The sequence below is a fragment of the Imhoffiella purpurea genome, assembly GCF_000585215.1.
Taxonomy (GTDB): Bacteria; Pseudomonadota; Gammaproteobacteria; order Chromatiales; family Chromatiaceae; genus Imhoffiella; species Imhoffiella purpurea.
In genome coordinates this window covers 107,601-125,329 of sequence record NZ_AONC01000025.1, presented here as the reverse complement: position 1 = coordinate 125,329, position 17,729 = coordinate 107,601, and the positions used below count along the sequence as shown (strand labels likewise).

The following is a 17,729-nucleotide window of genomic DNA, read 5'->3' as shown; positions in this document are numbered from 1 at the left end:
GTCGCTTTACATGAGGTCCTGGACTGAGAACGCAAGAGGCTCTACTTACAAGTAACCCCCTGACGAGACCGGGCACGAACATCGGACCGCACCAGCCAGTTCCAAACGAGATGTCTGCAACGAGGTTGAGAGATGAACGAGGATCGAGAGGACGACCGGTACAGCAGCCAGACCGACGCGCTGCGCGAGCAGCTCATTCAATCGGGCAAGATGGCGGCACTCGGCTCGCTCGCCGCCGGGGTGGCCCATGAGCTCAACAACCCCATCGGATTCGTCAAGAACAATTTGATCATGCTGGAGGAATATCTCCAGATACTGCGCCCCCTGCTGCAGCTCGTCTCGGAGTCGACACGGGACATGGAGGCCGGCCAGACCCGCCTGGGCAGGCGGCTCGCAGAGACCCTCGGCGACGAGGACCTGGACATGGTCCTCGACGACATCCAGCCGCTTTTTTCCGACACGCGAGAGGGGGTCCAGCGATTGGAGGACATCGTCGGCGGATTGAGGGGCTTCGCGCGCGCCGACTCGCCGGACGGAGAACCTTTCGACCTCAACCAGTGCGTGCGCGACGCACTCAAGGTGGCCTCGCACGAACTCAAGTACAAGGCGCAGGTCCATCAGTCACTGGACGACCTCCCCATCCTCAGCGGCAAGCCGGGCGAGATCAATCAGGTGATCCTCAATCTTCTGGTCAACGCCTCCCAGGCGATCAGGAACTTCGGCGAGATCCATATCGAGACCGCCCTGATCGGCAAGGAGGTCCGCCTGACCGTCACCGATGACGGCCCCGGAATAGGCCCCGAAAACCTGGACCGGGTCTTCACCCCCTTCTTCACCACCAAGCCCTCAGGACAGGGAACCGGCCTGGGACTCTCGATCAGCCGCGACATCGTCCACGCGCACGGCGGACGCATCGAGCTCTCGAGCGAGCCCGGAGATGGGGCCAGATTCAGCGTATTCCTGCCCCTGCCAACCGAACCGCCAGATGAGGATCCGCACCGACCGTCGCCCGATGGACGCTCTTGAAGACACCACCCGCGAGAACGCAGCGCGAGGCTAGGAGGAAAGACATGAAGATCCTGTTCGTCGACGACGAGCCGGCCATTCTGCGCACCATCCGGCGCACCTTGAGAAACCTTCCGGACACCGACCGACTCGACCTGGAAGGCGACCCATTGGCGGCCCTCCGACGTCTGCGGGAAACCGACTACGATCTGGTGGTCACGGATATGCGCATGCCCGGATGCAACGGCGTCCAGGTACTGCAGGAGGCCGCTCGATGCAATCCGGGCGGGTTGAGGGCCGTGCTCTCTGGATACAGCGGCGAGGCCGAGATGGCAGAGGTCGTTCCCTACGCCCATCTCATCATCGGCAAGCCATTCGATCCCAAGGCGATCACCGACCTCATCGAGCGCGCCTCGGCGCTGGCCGAGATGCCCTTGCCCGACGGCCTGCGACGACGCTTGGGCGGGCTCAGAGCACTGCCGCCCCTGCCGCATCTCTTCACCCATCTGACCAAGGCTCTGGAGGAGGACCAGAGCAGCTCCCTGACGGACATCTGCGCCCTGCTCAACCAGGACATGGCGCTCGTGGCCAAGATCATGCAGCTGGCCAACAGCGCCTTCTTCGCCGGCCGAACCCAGGTGGTGCGAATCGAGCAGGCCGTGCAGATGCTCGGCATCCGGCTGCTATCCAGTCTGGTTCTGCAGCATGAGATGTTCGTCAACTCACCGCAGAATCCGAACCTTCTGAGCTGGCGCGAACGTCTCAATCGCGAAGGTCTCAAAACCGCCGCAGCCGCCATGCGGATCGCCCGTCACCGCCAGATGAGCACGGCCGAACGCGAAGAGTCGACGATGGGCAGCCTGCTGCACGATATCGGCCGGCTGGTGCTGGCGGCCGAGTTCCAGGATCACCCCGATCGGGGGACGCTGCTCGAAGGCGGCTCGGGAATTCAGCTATGCAACGAGGAAATAAGGATCGCAGGCGCACACCATGGCTGGGTCGGCGCCTATCTCATGCGGCTCTGGGGGCTTCCGCAGCCGCTCGTCCAGGCTGTCGCCTGGCACCATCATCCGTCTCGGTCGGGAATCGAGGGATTCACGACGCTCACGGTCGTGCACGTCGCGGATATCATCGCCCACGGGGCACCGGGGGCCGAGGCGCATCTGGATCTGGACTATCTGAGCGAGGTCGGCTGTCTGGACGACATCCCTGTCTGGATGGAACTGATCGGGTCCAGCACGTCAGACAGCGCGGTGGGACATTGAATGCCCACAGACCGCGTCGCGCGGACGCCACGCGACCCAGCCCCGGGAGGTAGGTTCAGGCGGGATCGACCGGTTCGACGCACCTGGACGACCGAGGAGGCAGACAGGAACGCTCGCGCAGCAATTCGGCCGTCTCATGGGCCGACTTGGGCGGACTGAACAGATAGCCCTGGCAGGCCAGACAGCCCTCGCGCTGGAGGAACTCCAGCTGAGTGGATTCCTCGACCCCTTCGGCCACGGTCTTGAGTCCGAGCGTGCGGCCGAGCGAGATGACCGCGGCGCAGATTGCGGCGTCCTCCTCCTTGAGGTGGCACTCGCTCACGAAGGAACGATCGAGCTTGATCACGTCGATCGGAAAGCGCTTGAGATAGCTGAGCGAGGAATAGCCGGTCCCGAAGTCGTCGAGGGCGATCTCCAGCCCCAGAGCGCGCAGGCTGCGCAGGGTATCGATGCAATGCCGGGTGTCCCGCGCCAGAACGGTCTCGGTGATCTCCAGCTGGAACGCCGTCGGCGCCGCGTCCTGATCGCGCAGAATGCGCGACACGGATTCGCTGAACCCCGTCTGCAGAAACTGACGGCCGGAAACGTTGACGGCGATCCGGGGCGGCCGCAATCCCGCCTTGCACCAGGAAACATACTGGGAGCAGGCCGCACGCAGCACCCACTCGCCCACGCCGTCGATCAGCCCGGTCTCTTCCAGGACCGGAATGAAGACCGCCGGCATCACCACGCCCCTGCCCGGCCGCCGCCACCTCAGCAAGGCCTCCAAACCGATCAGCTCGCCCGTATCGATCAGGAGCTGCGGCTGATAGAAGAGCTCGAATTCGCCCAGCTCCAGCGCCTCGCGCAGATCGGACTCCAGCTCGAGACGCTCGCTCAATAGATGGGCCATGTCGGTACTGAAGACCCGGAACAGATTCCGTCCGGCCTTCTTCGCCTGATAGAGCGACAGATCGGCGTTGCGGATCAGCAGTTCCGGGCTGTCCCCGCCATCCGGATAGGTGGCGACACCGATACTGGCCGGCGCCCGAACCGTGCGGCCATCGATCCGATGCGGACGTTCGAGCTCGCGCAGGATCTGGTCGGCCTTGTGCTCGACCGCCGCCTGACCCTCCACGCCGAGCAGCGCGACGATGAACTCGTCCCCGCCCCAACGCGCCAGCAGATCGTCGGTGCGGACGCAGTGACGCAGACGCTCCGCCACCGCGCGCAACAGCTGATCGCCCGCGGCGTGGCCCAGGGTGTCGTTGACGTTCTTGAAGCGGTCCAGGTCGAGAAAGAGCACGGCCACCTGACGCGACGTATCGGCCGTGAGATAGAAGGACAGGCTGTTGCGGAAGAAATGGCGGTTCGACAGCCCGGTAAGCGAATCGAAATGGGCCAGCTGATGCAACCGGCGCTGGATCTCGCGCTGTTTGGTCACGTCCCGAACGTGCAGGTTGTACTCGGGATGGCGCCCGCCGATCACCTGGGTGATGCCGATCTCGGCCGGGAAGGTCTCGCCATCCGCGCGCTTGAGGACCGTATGGGTCCGCTGATCGAGCAGAAAGCGCCCCTCGACCACGAAGCCGCTGCGCAGTGCCTGGTGGAAGGCCTCGTGCCACTCGCTCGGGATCATGAGATCGGCGAGATCGCGTCCGATGGCGCTGCGCTGCGAGCAGCCCAGCGTCCGCGCCGCGGCGGGATTGAACTCGAGCACGCGTCCATCCCGGTCGATGGTGACGATGCAGTCCAGAACCGCGTCGAGAATCGCGCTCTTGCGGCCCTCGCTGGCGCTCAGGGCATTGAGGACGTCCTCGCGCCGCTGAATCTCCTGGTTGACCCGCTGCAGCACATGGTTGTATTGGCTAGCGATCTGCCCGACCTCGGTATGGGGCTCGACGGTCACCGGGCGCGAGAAATCGCCGCGGCGGCGCTGGCCGTCCATCTCCATGAGCAGGTCCAGGATCTCGGTGGTGGCCCCGTGCTCGGCGACATTGAGCCCGAGCCGCTCGGACTCGGCATCCACGCGCAGCCGATAGAAGCGTCCGATGAGCCAGAGCAGGGCGAAGCTGACGGCGAAGGCATAGAACCCGATCGCCAGGGATCCCAGACACTGGACCCAGAGCTGCTGGAGACGGCCGCCCGTCTGGACGAAGGCGGAATCCGGCGCGAAAAGCGCGACCGCCAGCGTTCCCCAGATGCCGGCGAAGAGATGTGCCGGGATGGCACCGACGGCATCGTCGATCCGCAGCCGTTCGAGCCACAGGCTTCCATAAACCACGACGATTCCGCCGACCGCGCCGATGAGCGCGCCCATCATGGGGGACTGGAGATGGCAGGAGGCGGTGATGGCGACCAGACCGCCGATGACGCCGTTCAGCAGATCCAGAACCGCCGGATAGCCGTGACGGGCATAGCTCGCGAGCATCGCCGCCACGCATCCGCTGGCCGCGGCGATGAAGGTATTGAGCAGGATCATCGGCACCTTGGCGTCGAGCGTGTGAGAGCTGCCGCCGTTGAATCCGAACCAGCCGAACCAGAGCAGGATGACGCCGAGCGTCGCCAGGGGCAGATTGCCGCCCTGCAGACGGAAGCCTGCGCCCTCGAACCGGCCCTGGCGCGCACCCAGTCGCAGCACGGCCGCCAGCGACACCCATCCGCCCACGGCATGGACGACGGTGGAGCCGGCGAAGTCGATGAAGCCCATCCGCGCCAGCCATCCGGCCGGCTCGCCGAGCGGAACCCCGCCCCAGGCCCAATGGCCGGTCACCGGATAGATGAGCGCGACCATCATCAGGGTCGAGAAAACGTAGGCGAGGAAGCGCATGCGCTCGGCCACGGCCCCGCAGACGATGGTCGCCGAGGTACTGCAGAACATGGCCTGGAAGAAGAAGACCGCGAGCGCGCGCGCGGACGCCTCCTCGCCGAACAGGAAGCCGTCGGTCCCGATCCAGCCGGCGTGCGAATCGCCGAACATCAGACCGTAGCCGAACAGCCAGAAGACCAACCCGGACAGACAGAGGTCGGTGATGTTCTTGATGGCGACGTTGATGCTGTTCTTGGTCCGCACCAGACCGGTTTCCAGACAGAGGAAACCGGCCTGCATCATGAACACCAGAAAGGCGCAGAGCAGGATCCAGGCGATATCGAGGCCGTCGGACATGATCGGATGGACTGGGACACATCAGGTCGATGATCCCAATGGTACACCCCAAAACCGTCGTAACCGTCGACTTATCGACAGGTCATTCAGAGAAGGCGACCGGTCGCGACCCGGTCCTGCAGCACCTCGATTCTCCCCGCCTTTGACATGAGGCAGGAACCCAAGGCCGTGGGCAGTTGCTGCCCCAGAGCGGTGCAGCGGATAATGCGCCCGTAATATCCTGCACAGAGCGAGAGCAATCCAAGACATGAGTGGCGAACGGCTTTTAATGAGTGGAGACGATGCGGTCGCGCTGGCAGCGCTGCATGCGGGCGTGAGGCTGGGAACGGGATATCCGGGGACGCCCTCCACCGAGATCCTGGAAACATTCGACCGCCTCGGCGGACGGGCGCAATGGTCGCCCAACGAAAAGGTGGCGCTCGAGGTCGGGATGGGCACGGCCTTCGCCGGGGCCCGGACCCTCGTCACCATGAAGCACGTGGGTCTCAACGTGGCCGCCGACCCCCTGTTCACCGCCGCCTATACGGACATCGAGGGCGGACTCGTACTGGTCTCGGCGGACGACCCGGGCATGGCCTCGAGCCAGAACGAGCAGGACAACCGTCATTATGCGCGTGCCGCCGCCCTGCCCATGCTGGAACCCATCGACTCCCAGCAGGCCTATGATTTCACCTGGCTCGGACTCGAGATCTCAGAGCGCTGGAAGATCCCGGTCATTCTGCGTTTGACGACGAGGGTCTGTCACTCCAAGACGGCGGTGGTGCCACGCGATTCGGCCGACGAGATGGCGGAGCCCCGATTCGAGCGCGACATCCCGGCCCGGGTCATGATCCCGGCCTACGCCAAGCCGGCCCATCACCGGCTGCGCCAGAAGCTGGCCGAGATCGCCGACTGGAACGAGCAGGACGGCCCCAACCGGCTCGACGAGGGCAAGGCCGAGCTCGGCATCGTCGCCACCGGCATCGCCGCCGTGCATGCCCGCGAGGCGGCCCCCGAGGCGCGCCAGCTCACCATCGGTCTCACCTACCCGCTGCCGCTCGATCGCATCCGCGCCTTCGCCGAGGGCGTCGAGCGTCTGGTCGTGGTGGAGGAAGGCGATCCCGTATTGGTCGACGCACTGCGCGCGGCCGGCATCCCGGCCGAGGGCAAGCCCGAGATGTACCGCTTCGGCGAACTCAACGTGGAGCGGGTCCGGCGCATCCTCGCCGGCGACACCAGTCCCGAGCCGATCCCGCCCAAGGGCAAGCCGCCCGAGCTGTGCCAGGGCTGCTCGCACCGCACCGTGTTCCAGGCGCTCCGCGATCTCGACTGCATCGTCGCCGGCGACATCGGCTGCTATACGCTCGGGGTGCTGCCCCCCTTCTCGGCCATGGACACCTGCGTCTGCATGGGCGCCAGCATCGGCGTCGGGCTCGGCATGCGTCACGTCTTGCCCGAGGATCAGGCGCGGCGGGTGGTGAGCGTAATCGGCGACTCGACCTTCGTGCACTCGGGCATCACCGGGATCGCCGAGATGGTCTACAACCCGCCGGCAACCGGCCATCTGGTGCTCATCCTCGACAACGGCACCACTGCCATGACCGGACAGCAGGAGCATCCCGGAACCGGACGCCTGCTCGACCACTCGCCGACCGGCAAGATCAGCTTCGAGGCGCTGGCCGAATCCATGGGCGTGCAGAACGTCCATGTGGTCGAATCGAGTGCCGGAGAGGAGGGCTTGAAGACCTTGATCGCCGAGTTGCTGGCCAAGCCGGAAACATCCCTGGTGGTCACCCGCCAGCCCTGCGTGCTGGCCGCGCCCAAGATCCGCTTCTACGAAAAGGCGGCCGCCGAACAGCTGGCCGCCGAGAAGGGATGCGCGGCCGAGCCGGCCGGCTGAGTTCGCGCGCGGCATCCCCCACAACCGATGGACAGGTCTCGCCCATCCCCGAACCTGTCCGAGCGCAAGACAGACAATTCTCAAAGTGATCGCATGACGAAAGTTACCAACGTAGTCATCGCCGGACTCGGCGGTCAGGGCGTCCTCAAGGCGTCGGACATCCTGGCCGACGCGGCCTTCCGCGCCGGATTCGACGTCAAGAAGAGCGAGCTGCACGGCATGAGCCAGCGCGGCGGATCGGTCAGTAGCGACGTGCGCTTCGGCACCCGGGTGCTGAGCCCCATGGTTCCGCCGGGCGAGGCCGACGTGCTGCTGGTCCTGGAGGCAACCCAGATCGAGATCAACCGCCCCACCCTGCGCGACGGCGGCATCCTCATCGGTCCGGACGTGCTCGCCGAGGGTGCGCTCAAGAACAAGAAGAGTCTCAACGTGGCCTTGCTGGGTGCCGCATCCACCGTCCTGGACATCCCCGAGGACGAGTGGTTCGCAGCCATGTACGCCAACCTCGCCGAGAAACTCCACAAGATCAACGAACAGGCCTTCGCCCTCGGACGCGCCGCCGCGCTCGAGCGCTCTCAGGCCGACTGAGCACCACGAGGACATCATGCTGAGAGAGCTCTGGAACGACGCGGAAGGCGGCTTTCATCCCGCCAGCGCACCGGACTTCCTTCCCGAAACGGCGCTCAGGGAGGTGCAGCTGCGGCGACTGCGTGCCGTCGTCGCACGCGCCTACGAACACGTCGAGCTGTTCCGCAGCCGGCTGGATGAACGCGGCCTGACGCCCGACTCGATCCAGCAGCTGGAAGACATCCAGCGCCTGCCCTTCACCGTCAAGACCGATCTGCGCGACACCTATCCGTTCGGGCTCTTCGCCAGCCCCATGAGCGACGTGGTCCGCCTGCACGCCTCGTCCGGCACCACCGGCAAACCCATCGTGGTCGCCTATACCCGCGAGGACGTCGAGGTCTGGTCCGAGGTCATGGCGCGCACCTTCGCCGCCTGCGGCATGCACCGCGGGGACATCCTGCAGAACGCCTTCGGCTACGGACTCTTCACCGGCGGGCTCGGCGCCCACTACGGCGGCGAGACGCTGGGCGCGACCGTGATCCCCATCTCGGGCGGCAACACCGACCGTCAGATCATGCTCATCCGCGACTTCCAGGTCTCGGCGCTCTGCTGTACCCCGAGCTATTTCACCCACATGGTCGAGCGCGCCCGCGAACTGGGCGTGGACCTGCGCGAACTGCCGCTGAAGATCGGCATCTTCGGCGCCGAGCCCTGGACCGACGGGATGCGCAAGCACATCGAGGCCGAGGCCGGCATCAAGGCCTACGACATCTACGGCCTCTCGGAGATCACGGGACCGGGCGTCGCCAGCGAATGCAGCACCCAGGAAGGTCTGCACATCTTCGAGGACCATTTCTACCCCGAGATCATCGATCCCGAGACCGGCGAGGCGCTGCCGGACGGCGAGGAGGGCGAGCTGGTGCTCACCACATTGAGCAAGAAGGCGATGCCGATGATCCGCTACCGCACGCGTGATATCACCTCCATCATCACCGAACCCTGCGCCTGCGGACGCACCATCCGGCGCATGCGCCGCATCGGGCGCCGCTCGGACGACATGTTCATCATCCGCGGCGTCAACGTCTTCCCCTCGCAGATCGAGGCCGCCCTGCTGCGGGTCGAGGGCACCCTGCCCCATTACCAGATCATCCTCACCCGCGCCCATGGGCTGGACCAGATCGCGGTCGAGGTCGAGGTCACCCCGGAGGTCTTCAGCGACAAGATCCGCGGTCTCGAGGAGGTGCGCAAGCGGCTCGCCCAGGCGATCGAGCACATCATCGGCATCCGGGTCGAGCTGCGTCTGGTCGAGCCCCGCACCATCGCGCGCAGCGAGGGCAAGGCCAAGCGCGTCATCGACCGCCGCAACGAGGGCTGAGCCGAGTCCGGACGGACCCGCCCCGAGCGCTGCCCTCGAGCCATGCAGACGCACGGATCCTCCGCGCCTGCGTGACTCGATTCCCTTCCATGAGAGCCCCTTTCAAGAGAGCCCACTGCCATGAAACTGCAACAACTCTCGCTCTTCCTCGAAAACCGCCCCGGGCGTCTCGAGGCCCCGCTGGCCGCGATCGCCGCCGAGGACATCAACATCCTCACCCTGTCCCTGGCGGACACGGCCCAGTTCGGCATCCTGCGTCTCATCGTCAGGGATTGGGAGAAGGCCAAGCGCATCCTCGAGCAGGACGGCTGGGTCGTGAACGTCACCGAGGTGGTGGCGGTCGACGTGCTGGACCGCCCGGGTGGCCTGGCCGCCGCGCTCAAGATCCTCGAGGACGCGGATCTCAATATCGAGTACATGTACGCCTACTCGCTGCGCCGCGGCGACAAGGCCATCCTCATCTTCCGCTTCGAGGACCCCGACCGGGCCGTCCAGGTTCTGCTCGACAAGGGTCTGCACGTCGTCGGTGGCGAGGAACTCATCAGCTCGACATCCTGATCCGGATTCGACTCAAACCCAGCGCAAGACGCCGCGAGCGCCCATCCCGGACGCCGGACCGCTCGAAGTGACGCCGGAACCTCTCCGTCGCCCGGGCCGGCCCGGCTTGCGCCCGCTCCCGGCGGACCGACAGGGCCGCGGGGACTCGCCGTCGCGAGCCCCCGCGGCTCACCACAGAAGGTACCTCGGACGATGTCCCTAGCCGATAGACAGCCCCATTCACCCGCCGACTCCATCTGGAACCCGACGGCCGAAACCATGCCCCGCGCCGAGCTCGAGGCCCTCCAGCTGGAGCGGTTGCGCTCGCTCGTCGAGCGGGTCGCGCACGTACCCTTCCACCGCGATCATTTCGCCCATCACGAGATCGGAACCCACAGCATCCGCTCGCTGGCGGACATTCGCCGTCTGCCCTTCACCACCAAGAACGACATGCGCCGCCACCATCCGCTGGGACTGCTCGCCGTCCCGCGCAAGGATCTGGCCCGCATCCACGGCTCCTCCGGCACCACGGGCAAGCCGACCTTCGTCGCCTACACCGCACGGGACCTGGATATCTGGTCCGAGCTCTGCGCCCGCTTCCTGGTCGCCGGCGGACTGAAACCCGAGCACACCGTCCAGGTCGCCTTCGGCTACGGCCTCTTCACCGGCGGATTCGGTCTCCATTACGGCATCGAGAAGGTCGGCGCCGCCGTCATCCCGGCCGCCGCCGGCAACACCCGGCGCCAGATCGAGATCATGCGCGCTCTCGACCCGGAGGGCCTCATTTGCACCCCGAGCTACGCGCTGACCATCGCCGATGCGGCGCGCGACCTCGGCATCGATCCGCGCTCCTTGCCGATCCGCCTAGGCCATTTCGGCGGCGAGCCCTGGAGCGAGGACATGCGCCGCGAGATCGAGGAGGAACTGGATATCTCGGCATTCAACAACTACGGCCTGTCCGAGATCATCGGCCCGGGCGTCAGCGGCGAATGCTCGGCGCGCGACGGCATGCACATCCAGGAGGACCACTTCCTGGTCGAGTGTCTCGATCCGGAAACCCTGGAGCCCGTTCCCGAGGGAGAGCCGGGCGAGCTGGTCATCACGAGTCTGACCCGCGAGGCCATGCCCATGATCCGCTACCGCACACGCGACATCGCCCGACTCTACCGCGAGCCCTGTTCCTGCGGCCGGACCACGATGCGCATGAGCCGGGTCACCGGACGTACCGACGACATGCTCATCATCCGCGGAGTCAATGTCTTCCCATCGCAGATCGAAGAGGCACTGCTGCGGGTCGAGGGCACCACGCCGCACTATTTGATCGAGGTCAGCCGCCCGGGTACGCTCGACGAGGTCCATGTGAAGGTGGAGATCCATCCCGAGATCTTCTCCGACCGCATGGACCGCATGCAGTCGCTCTGCGAGCGCATCAGCCGAGAGATCCACACCGTCGCGGGCATCCGCGCCCATGTGGATCTGGTCGAGCCCCGCAGCATCGAGCGCTTCGTCGGCAAGGCGAAACGGGTGCTGGACAAGCGCAACATCCAGAACTGAGAGAGAGACCGGTCCCGTTCCCAGGCGAACGGATCAAGATGAAGACATCCTCACAACAGGGAAATCGAACCATGACGAAACACCTCGCTCGGCCCATCCTGACCGCTGCACGGCTGGGGCTCCTCGTGCTCGCCACCGCCCTCCTCGGCCTTCCGGCCGTCTTCGCCGGAGACGAGGGTCTCTATATCGAGACCGTCAACCGCACCTCCGGATTGATGGGCGAGAGCCCGACCGAAGAAGTCAGCAAGACCTATGTCGCCTACGGCAAGATGAAGGTCGTGAGCTCGCAGCCGGACGGTGCCAACATGATCCTGGACCCCGCCAGCGGCACCATGACCTTCGTGAACGACACCGCGAAGCAGTATTACCAGATCGACCTCAAGAGCATGATGGAAGGCATGTCGCAGCCAGGCATGGAGCAGATGCGCGCCATGATGGAGCAGACCAGGATCAAGGTCGAAAAGACCGGCGAGACCCGCAAGATCGGCGACTGGGACTGCACCAAATACGAGGTCACCAAGACCGGCATGATGGAGATCCAGCAGGAGATCTGGGCGACGACGGACGTGGATATCGACCTGGACCGTTACACCGAGATGATGAGCATGTCCGGTCCCGACGGACTGCTGGGCGACTCCGAGGCCGCCAAGAGCATGCGTGCCGAAATGGAAAAGATCGAGGGCTATCCCATCCTGACCAAGACCAAGATGCAGATGATGGGGTCCAACATGGAGAGCGAAAGCGAGGTGACGGTGATCCGCAAAGAATCCGTGCCCGAATCCATGTTCGAGATCCCCTCGGATTACACCAAGAAGGACATGATGGCCCCGCCGAGCGGACAGCCGCATCCCTGATCGGCCGAAATCCTGGCTGATTCCACAGGAGACTGGAGGATCAGCCAGGATCCGCTGATCTGACCAGATCAGCGATGCCCCTCCGATCGAGCTTGCCAGAATCGAGCAGCGGAAAGGGTGATAGGCGCTTGAAGGCACGCGGCCGCTCCGGGCCGGTCAGATGCGCGCCGCACCAGGTCTCGACCTGCAAGGCCGATACCGCGCCGCTGTAGACGGCCACCAGACGATGACCCCAGACCGGATCGGGCAGATCGACGATCAGGACATCGCCGATGCCCGGCATGCGCGACAGCTCCGCTTCGATCCGCGCACGCGAAACATTGGCGCCGCCCACCACCAGGACGTCGTCGGCGCGGCCCAGGATCCTGAGCTGACCCTCGTCCGTAAAGCAGGCCAGGTCGGCGGCCTCGAACCAGCCGTCCTCGATCCCATCGCCCGGCCGACGCTCTGGATTGGCATACCCCGCCATCACCACGGATCCGCGGATACGCAACCGTCTCGGCCTCTCGCCACAGCCCCCCAAATCCATTTCGAGTTCCCGCATGGGCCGACCCACCAGTGAGGTCTCCCGGATCCTGCCGGAAAGACGCGGTGTCGTCGCGATCTGGGAGCCGGTTTCGGTCATGCCGTAGCTGATGTGCAGCGGCCAGCCGGCATCCAGCGCCCGCTGGGCGAGCGACAGGCTCAGAGCCTGACCGCCGATCATGGCCACCCTCAGGGATGAGGGTGGCCGGCAGCCCAGATCCAACAGTCGCGCCAACATGGGCGGAACCAGCGAGAGATGCGTCACCGGCATGCCGTTCAGGCCGCTCGCCACGGCCTCGGCGACGAATCCCTCCTGCAGCAGAAGCGTAGCGCCCGCCAGCGCGCAACGGTAGGCGATGGAGACCCCGCCGATGTGGCTTGGCCTCAGACAGGCCAGCCAGATGTCGCCTGGCGCCAAGCCAAGCGCGGCATTGGTCTCGAGCGCCGATGCCAGGACATTGGACGGGGTGAGCATGGCGATCTTGGGCCGGCCGCTGCTCCCGCTGGTCTTGATGAGCAAGGCCAGGGATGTCGGGCGGTTTTCGCACGCGGCCTTCCGACAGCCCGTCGCCCGCAGACTCTCGACCGAGGGATCCCAGGTCCATTCGACTCCGGCTCCTGCGATCAGATCATCCATGATCCCGGGCTCGGTCCCGGCACGCACCGGAAACAAGGCGGCCCCCATCCGGGCCAGAGCATGCTGCATCAAGATGAGATCGCATGCCGGCGCATCGGGCGCCATGACGACTTGACCGGCACGAACGCCCGAGCAGCGCAGAACAGACTCGCGCTCCCCGATCAGGTCACTCAGTGCGTCGTAGGTCCAGGCCCGCGCGCCCAGAACGAGCGCGGAACCCTGCCCCGCGAACCAAGGGGCATCGGCGAACGAGGGGAAAGGAGCCATCGGAGGGAATGCCCGACCGTGCAGGCTTGGGCGCTCATTCATCGCGCCCGGCGCCTAGAACGGAGGTCGCACGGCTACCAGCGGATCTCGAACACGCAGTCCGCAGCACCATTGGCACGACAGGCGATTTCGGTCACCTTGGCGTCCTTGTGGACCAGACGGGTGAAGAGCCGCTCGAAGGTGCCCGCATAGAAGTCGCACAAGGGCTCGGAGGCCGTGGCGCCGCGGCAGAGCAGCGAATCGCTCACGGTCAATCTGGGCGGATATGCTGGATCGGCCGAAAAGACGCCGGTTCCGACGAAGGTCCAGGCGTTGCCGCCGATGGCCTTGAGGAGCGTTCGCGTGGCCAGGCGGGGCGGCAGAACGGACAGGATGGCCTGCGCCGGACGGGGAATACGTACCGCCAGCAGATAGTCGCCCGTCCGCATCCCGGCATCGCGCGCGATGGCGCGGGCAACGGGTATCCCCAAATAATCCCGCAATGCGGACTGAAGGCGTGTCACCTCGCCTTCCTCGACCATCGCGGTCGGCATCGCATCCAGATAGCGCTCGAGCCCGGCGCGCTGAAAAAGTTCGGATACGGCGTCGGACCCTTGCCGGGCCTCGAGCGCCTCGGCGACGCGAATGATTGCGTTAGGACCAACGCGCCCATGATTCTCTGTCTTCAACTCGGCACCCTGAAGCGCCACTGGCTGCTTCCCCAATCGACCAAATCATCCTGCTGCCCGCAAAGCCCGCGCAACAGATAACGACCCTTGGAGGTTACGCGAATCCCTTCCTCCGAGACCTCCACCAGTCCGTGCTCGGCATTGCGGCACAGACGCTTGTACTCCTGCTCCAGATCCGCGGCCGAACTCGCCGGGAGCTGAAGATTGCACATCAGATAGAGCATGGCATCGCGCCGACGCCGATCGATCTCGCTCAGCTGACGCCCCCAGGCGACCGGCAGATGACCGCTGTTGACGCGTTTCTGCCAGGCCCGCAGATCGGGCTCGTTCTGAACCAGGGCATCCCCGACCTCGCCGATGCCGCTCGGACCGAACGCCAGCACCTGGGTCGAGGGCATGGTGGTATAGCCGATCGCATTGCGGTAGAGACGTCCCTCGCGCTGGGCATCGAAGAGTTCGTCGGTCTCGCGCACGAAGAGATCGAGACCGACCCACCGGTAGCCGGCATCGGAGAATGCCTTGACCGCGTTTTCGAACAAGGCCAGCTTCTCGTCGGCGGATGGCAGATGGTTGACGTTGATGGCGTGCTGATGGGGGCGACTGGATGGATCGTGGGCGTAGCTGAAGCAGGCGGCGCGGTCCGGGGCGAGCTCGAGGATCTGACCGAGCGTCTCGAGGAAGCTCCTCTGGTTCTGGAATGGCAGACCATAGACCAGATCCAGGTTGATGTTCTCGAAGCCGGTCTCGCGTGCGGTGTAATAGACGTCGCGAACCATGTTGAGCGACTGCACGCGACCGATGGCACGCTGAACGTCCGCGTTGAGGTCCTGGACTCCGAAACTGACGCGACGGAATCCGAGACCGTAGAGCAACTCCAGCTGACCGACCGAGGAGCGGCGCGGATTGCACTCGATCGAGGTGACCGTATCGGCCGAGAGCTCGAAATGGCACTCCAGGATTTCCATCAGACGCGCCAACTGCGGCTCGTTGAGATGATTCGGGGTCCCGCCCCCGACATGCAGCTGATCGAGCTTGCGCCCGCGTCCGACGAGCCGGGTCACCATGTCCATCTCGCGCTCGAGCGCATCCAGATATTGATCCACCTTCTCGACGCTATGGGTCACCGTCGTGTCGCAGGCGCAGTAGAGACAGCGAACGTGACAGAAGGGGACGTGAACGTAGACGGCGAGTCGCTCGTCGGCACGTCGACGGAAAGAGGACAGGACTTCTTGATAATGCAGATCGGTGAAGGGCTTGTCATCGACGGGCCTCAATGACGGCATTGTGCATCCATGGGGCGGAACACCGTATCGCTCGAGCAGTTCAAGCGGAAAAACGGAGGAGGAAGGAAGCGCCATGGTCTTAACCCATCTAGTCAGATTGAACCGCTGTCACCTTGGGTCTCGCCGATACGGCGCATACCGTACCGGGCTTCATTCATGCCGATACACCTGACTCCGCGAGGATTTACGGGCCAATCCCTGCCTACGTCCCAAAATGCGTCACGCGACTCCTGATCGCGATGAATGCTGGATCAGGGAACATCCGTCGACCGACACCGAATCAGCGCACACGGATCAGAAATGCGCTCTCCTGCGACAATCCTCGCGGACGCACGTCGACATGGATCGAAGAGAACTCGGGGCATGCGCATTCATCGGACCCAGTAGACTTCATGACTGGATCCGATCGATACGGCAGCGCCGACTGACTCCTCCAGCCCGTGCGGACACGGAAGCCAGGATGCACTGTCACGCAGTGTCGACTTCATGTGTGATCATCGGCGCTTGAGGATTATACTGCGCCCCAACCAGAAGCTCTACCTCGTCAGCACACTCCCCGGAAAGTTCCACCGATATCCACTCGGATTCGAGCTTTCGAGTTGATGCCGATCATGCCTGATAGGCGCGCCGCCATGGCCGAGAGGAGGATGGACTGCTGGATTCGGCTCGCGGAGGCGAGGAATCCGACTGCCGTGCCGACAAACGACGCTTGGCCAGCACCTCGGCCCGGGCCGAATCGGACGAGGATTGACCGGAGCCGTCCGATCCGGGCGTTTCGCGCCGTGGCAACGCCCAAGCCCAAAGCGCCTCGTCCGGAAGCGGCAGAACCAGCAACCAGTGCTCGAGGATGGCCAGCGCCAGAAGCGTCGCGACCAGGATCAACCCCTGAGCCGCGGCGCCGGCGAGCTCCGGCTCCTGGGCCCGAAGCACAATCAGCACTACCATCACGGTCGAGAGGGTGACGGAAACGGGAAACAGCAGGTTCATGAACCGTTTCGACATGTAGGTCTTGAGATAACGCAGATGCTCGGGCAACCAGTCTTCGTTGAGATTGGGTACGCCCAGAAAGAGATTGAGCTTCGCGCTCCAGCGCATCAGCCACAGGACGACGAAGGTCCAGGTACCGACCTGATTCGGCTCCTCCCAGGAGACCAGCACCAGGAACAGGACCGTCCCCATGATCACCAGCTCATGGTAGAGACTGGTCAGGATCGCCAACCCGAACCGTTTCAGATCGGAGCATCCCAGAGGACAGGCGGTCTTACGGGGTCCAGTTAGAAAGCCGGTGAAATAGCTCATCTCGAGCACCCCCCAGATGACGACGCCACTGGTGAAGGAGATGTACCGAGAGACGACCGAGGTCGAGGCGCTGCTGACGACGAATCCGAAAATGGCGACGGCCAGGACGAACGAGCCGCCGAGCAATGTCCAACGGAAGGTTCGACCTGGCAGGTTGTCGAGATAGAGCACCAGGCCGGTGCTGAACCACCAGAGGCCGAGCGCATAGATGACGGGAAAACCGAAGTCGGACATGCTTGAGACCCAAGTCTTGGTGCCGTTTCGAGAGGGACGATCGACGCTCAGTCGAAGACTGGATCACGTTCGACCGCCCTGTAGATGGCAGGATACGGTCGCGGGTCGACCGGTTCCCTGCGCTCCGCCCGGATGGGCGCGGGAACCGTCATCGAGAGGGTGCAAGCGCCGTCATGAGCGCGGCGAAGGACTCCTGGTTCGTTTCACCATAGGCCCGCAGATCGAGAAGGATTCCAGTGACCGGATCCTCCAGAGTCAGATTGCCATTCTCGCGCAGCGCCAAGCGGAACGGAGTCTCCCCGATCGCGACATCGTAGCCCCTACGCTGACGTGAGATCGCCCGCAGAATACCGCGGATGAAGCCCTCTCCCCCCGGAGCCAGATTCTGGATCACCTCACCGCTCGCCTTATCCACCACGTTGGTGGAACCATCGGACTGGTCGACGAAAAGAATCTCGCGCTCCTGGACGATCGGCCCAAGCGGAGCCTGATCCATCTTTGCCCCAGTCAATCGCGCAACGCCGACCATGATGATGACGAAGCTCAGTAAGGAGGCAACGGCAATCAATACGCCCTTGGGAAAAGGGCGTTCACCAAACGCATCACTCAAAATGGAACCTCATCGGAATGAGAAA

General features: G+C 64.7%; 14 protein-coding genes. 8 read left to right on the top strand and 6 right to left on the bottom strand.

What is annotated here, in order from left to right; genetic code table 11:
* The first annotated feature begins 132 nt into the window (after positions 1–132).
* Together D779_RS08535 and D779_RS08530 are read left to right on the top strand one after the other, a co-directional pair.
* A complete protein-coding gene (locus D779_RS08535; protein WP_052347972.1) occupies positions 133–1,026 on the top strand; it encodes a sensor histidine kinase in 894 nt (297 codons plus the stop codon).
* A gap of 44 nt (positions 1,027–1,070) precedes the next feature.
* The gene (locus tag D779_RS08530) at positions 1,071–2,270 is read left to right on the top strand and encodes an HDOD domain-containing protein (RefSeq protein ID WP_043752494.1); all 1,200 of its coding nucleotides are present in this window, start codon (positions 1,071–1,073) and stop codon (positions 2,268–2,270) included.
* Positions 2,271–2,325: 55 nt separating this feature from the next.
* Here D779_RS08530 and amt read toward each other — a convergent pair whose 3' ends face one another.
* Positions 2,326–5,415, bottom strand: coding sequence for an ammonium transporter (gene amt / locus D779_RS08525; RefSeq protein WP_052347971.1), 3,090 nt, complete (start codon positions 5,413–5,415; stop codon positions 2,326–2,328).
* Positions 5,416–5,662: 247 nt separating this feature from the next.
* Between amt and D779_RS08520 the strand changes: the two genes are divergently transcribed.
* The 6 genes from D779_RS08520 to D779_RS08495 all read left to right on the top strand — a co-directional run bounded on the left by D779_RS08520 (position 5,663) and on the right by D779_RS08495 (position 12,181).
* A complete protein-coding gene (locus tag D779_RS08520) occupies positions 5,663–7,294 on the top strand; it encodes a thiamine pyrophosphate-dependent enzyme (RefSeq protein WP_043752491.1) in 1,632 nt (543 codons plus the stop codon).
* Between the two features lie 93 nt (positions 7,295–7,387).
* Entirely contained in the window at positions 7,388–7,882 is a 495-nt protein-coding gene (locus tag D779_RS08515) for an indolepyruvate oxidoreductase subunit beta (RefSeq protein WP_043752486.1), read from the top strand.
* Between the two features lie 16 nt (positions 7,883–7,898).
* Positions 7,899–9,236 (top strand): phenylacetate--CoA ligase family protein, encoded by a 1,338-nt coding sequence (locus D779_RS08510; protein ID WP_043752483.1) that lies wholly within the window; start codon positions 7,899–7,901, stop codon positions 9,234–9,236.
* A 120-nt stretch (positions 9,237–9,356) separates the two neighbouring features.
* Positions 9,357–9,794, top strand: a complete 438-nt coding sequence (locus D779_RS08505) for an ACT domain-containing protein (RefSeq protein ID WP_043752480.1) — start codon at positions 9,357–9,359, stop codon at positions 9,792–9,794.
* Between the two features lie 192 nt (positions 9,795–9,986).
* Positions 9,987–11,327 carry a phenylacetate--CoA ligase family protein gene (locus tag D779_RS08500; protein ID WP_052347970.1) on the top strand — a complete coding sequence of 447 codons (1,341 nt, stop codon included), beginning with the start codon at positions 9,987–9,989 and terminating at the stop codon, positions 11,325–11,327.
* A 71-nt stretch (positions 11,328–11,398) separates the two neighbouring features.
* Positions 11,399–12,181 (top strand): DUF4412 domain-containing protein, encoded by a 783-nt coding sequence (locus tag D779_RS08495; protein ID WP_043752477.1) that lies wholly within the window; start codon positions 11,399–11,401, stop codon positions 12,179–12,181.
* 40 nt (positions 12,182–12,221) lie between these two features.
* Here D779_RS08495 and D779_RS08490 read toward each other — a convergent pair whose 3' ends face one another.
* The 5 genes from D779_RS08490 to puhC form a co-directional block, all read right to left on the bottom strand.
* Positions 12,222–13,610 carry an AMP-binding protein gene (locus D779_RS08490; protein ID WP_043752475.1) on the bottom strand — a complete coding sequence of 463 codons (1,389 nt, stop codon included), beginning with the start codon at positions 13,608–13,610 and terminating at the stop codon, positions 12,222–12,224.
* Between the two features lie 74 nt (positions 13,611–13,684).
* Positions 13,685–14,278, bottom strand: a complete 594-nt coding sequence (gene bchJ, locus D779_RS08485; protein ID WP_043752472.1) for a bacteriochlorophyll 4-vinyl reductase — start codon at positions 14,276–14,278, stop codon at positions 13,685–13,687.
* Positions 14,275–15,561, bottom strand: a complete 1,287-nt coding sequence (gene hemN, locus D779_RS08480; protein WP_052347968.1) for an oxygen-independent coproporphyrinogen III oxidase — start codon at positions 15,559–15,561, stop codon at positions 14,275–14,277. The genes bchJ and hemN overlap by 4 nt, the downstream gene beginning before the upstream one ends.
* Before the next feature lie 609 nt (positions 15,562–16,170).
* Positions 16,171–17,094 carry a putative photosynthetic complex assembly protein PuhE gene (puhE, locus tag D779_RS08475; RefSeq protein ID WP_043752464.1) on the bottom strand — a complete coding sequence of 308 codons (924 nt, stop codon included), beginning with the start codon at positions 17,092–17,094 and terminating at the stop codon, positions 16,171–16,173.
* A gap of 148 nt (positions 17,095–17,242) precedes the next feature.
* Positions 17,243–17,704 (bottom strand): photosynthetic complex assembly protein PuhC, encoded by a 462-nt coding sequence (puhC, locus tag D779_RS08470; protein WP_043752461.1) that lies wholly within the window; start codon positions 17,702–17,704, stop codon positions 17,243–17,245.
* Positions 17,705–17,729 lie beyond the last annotated feature (25 nt).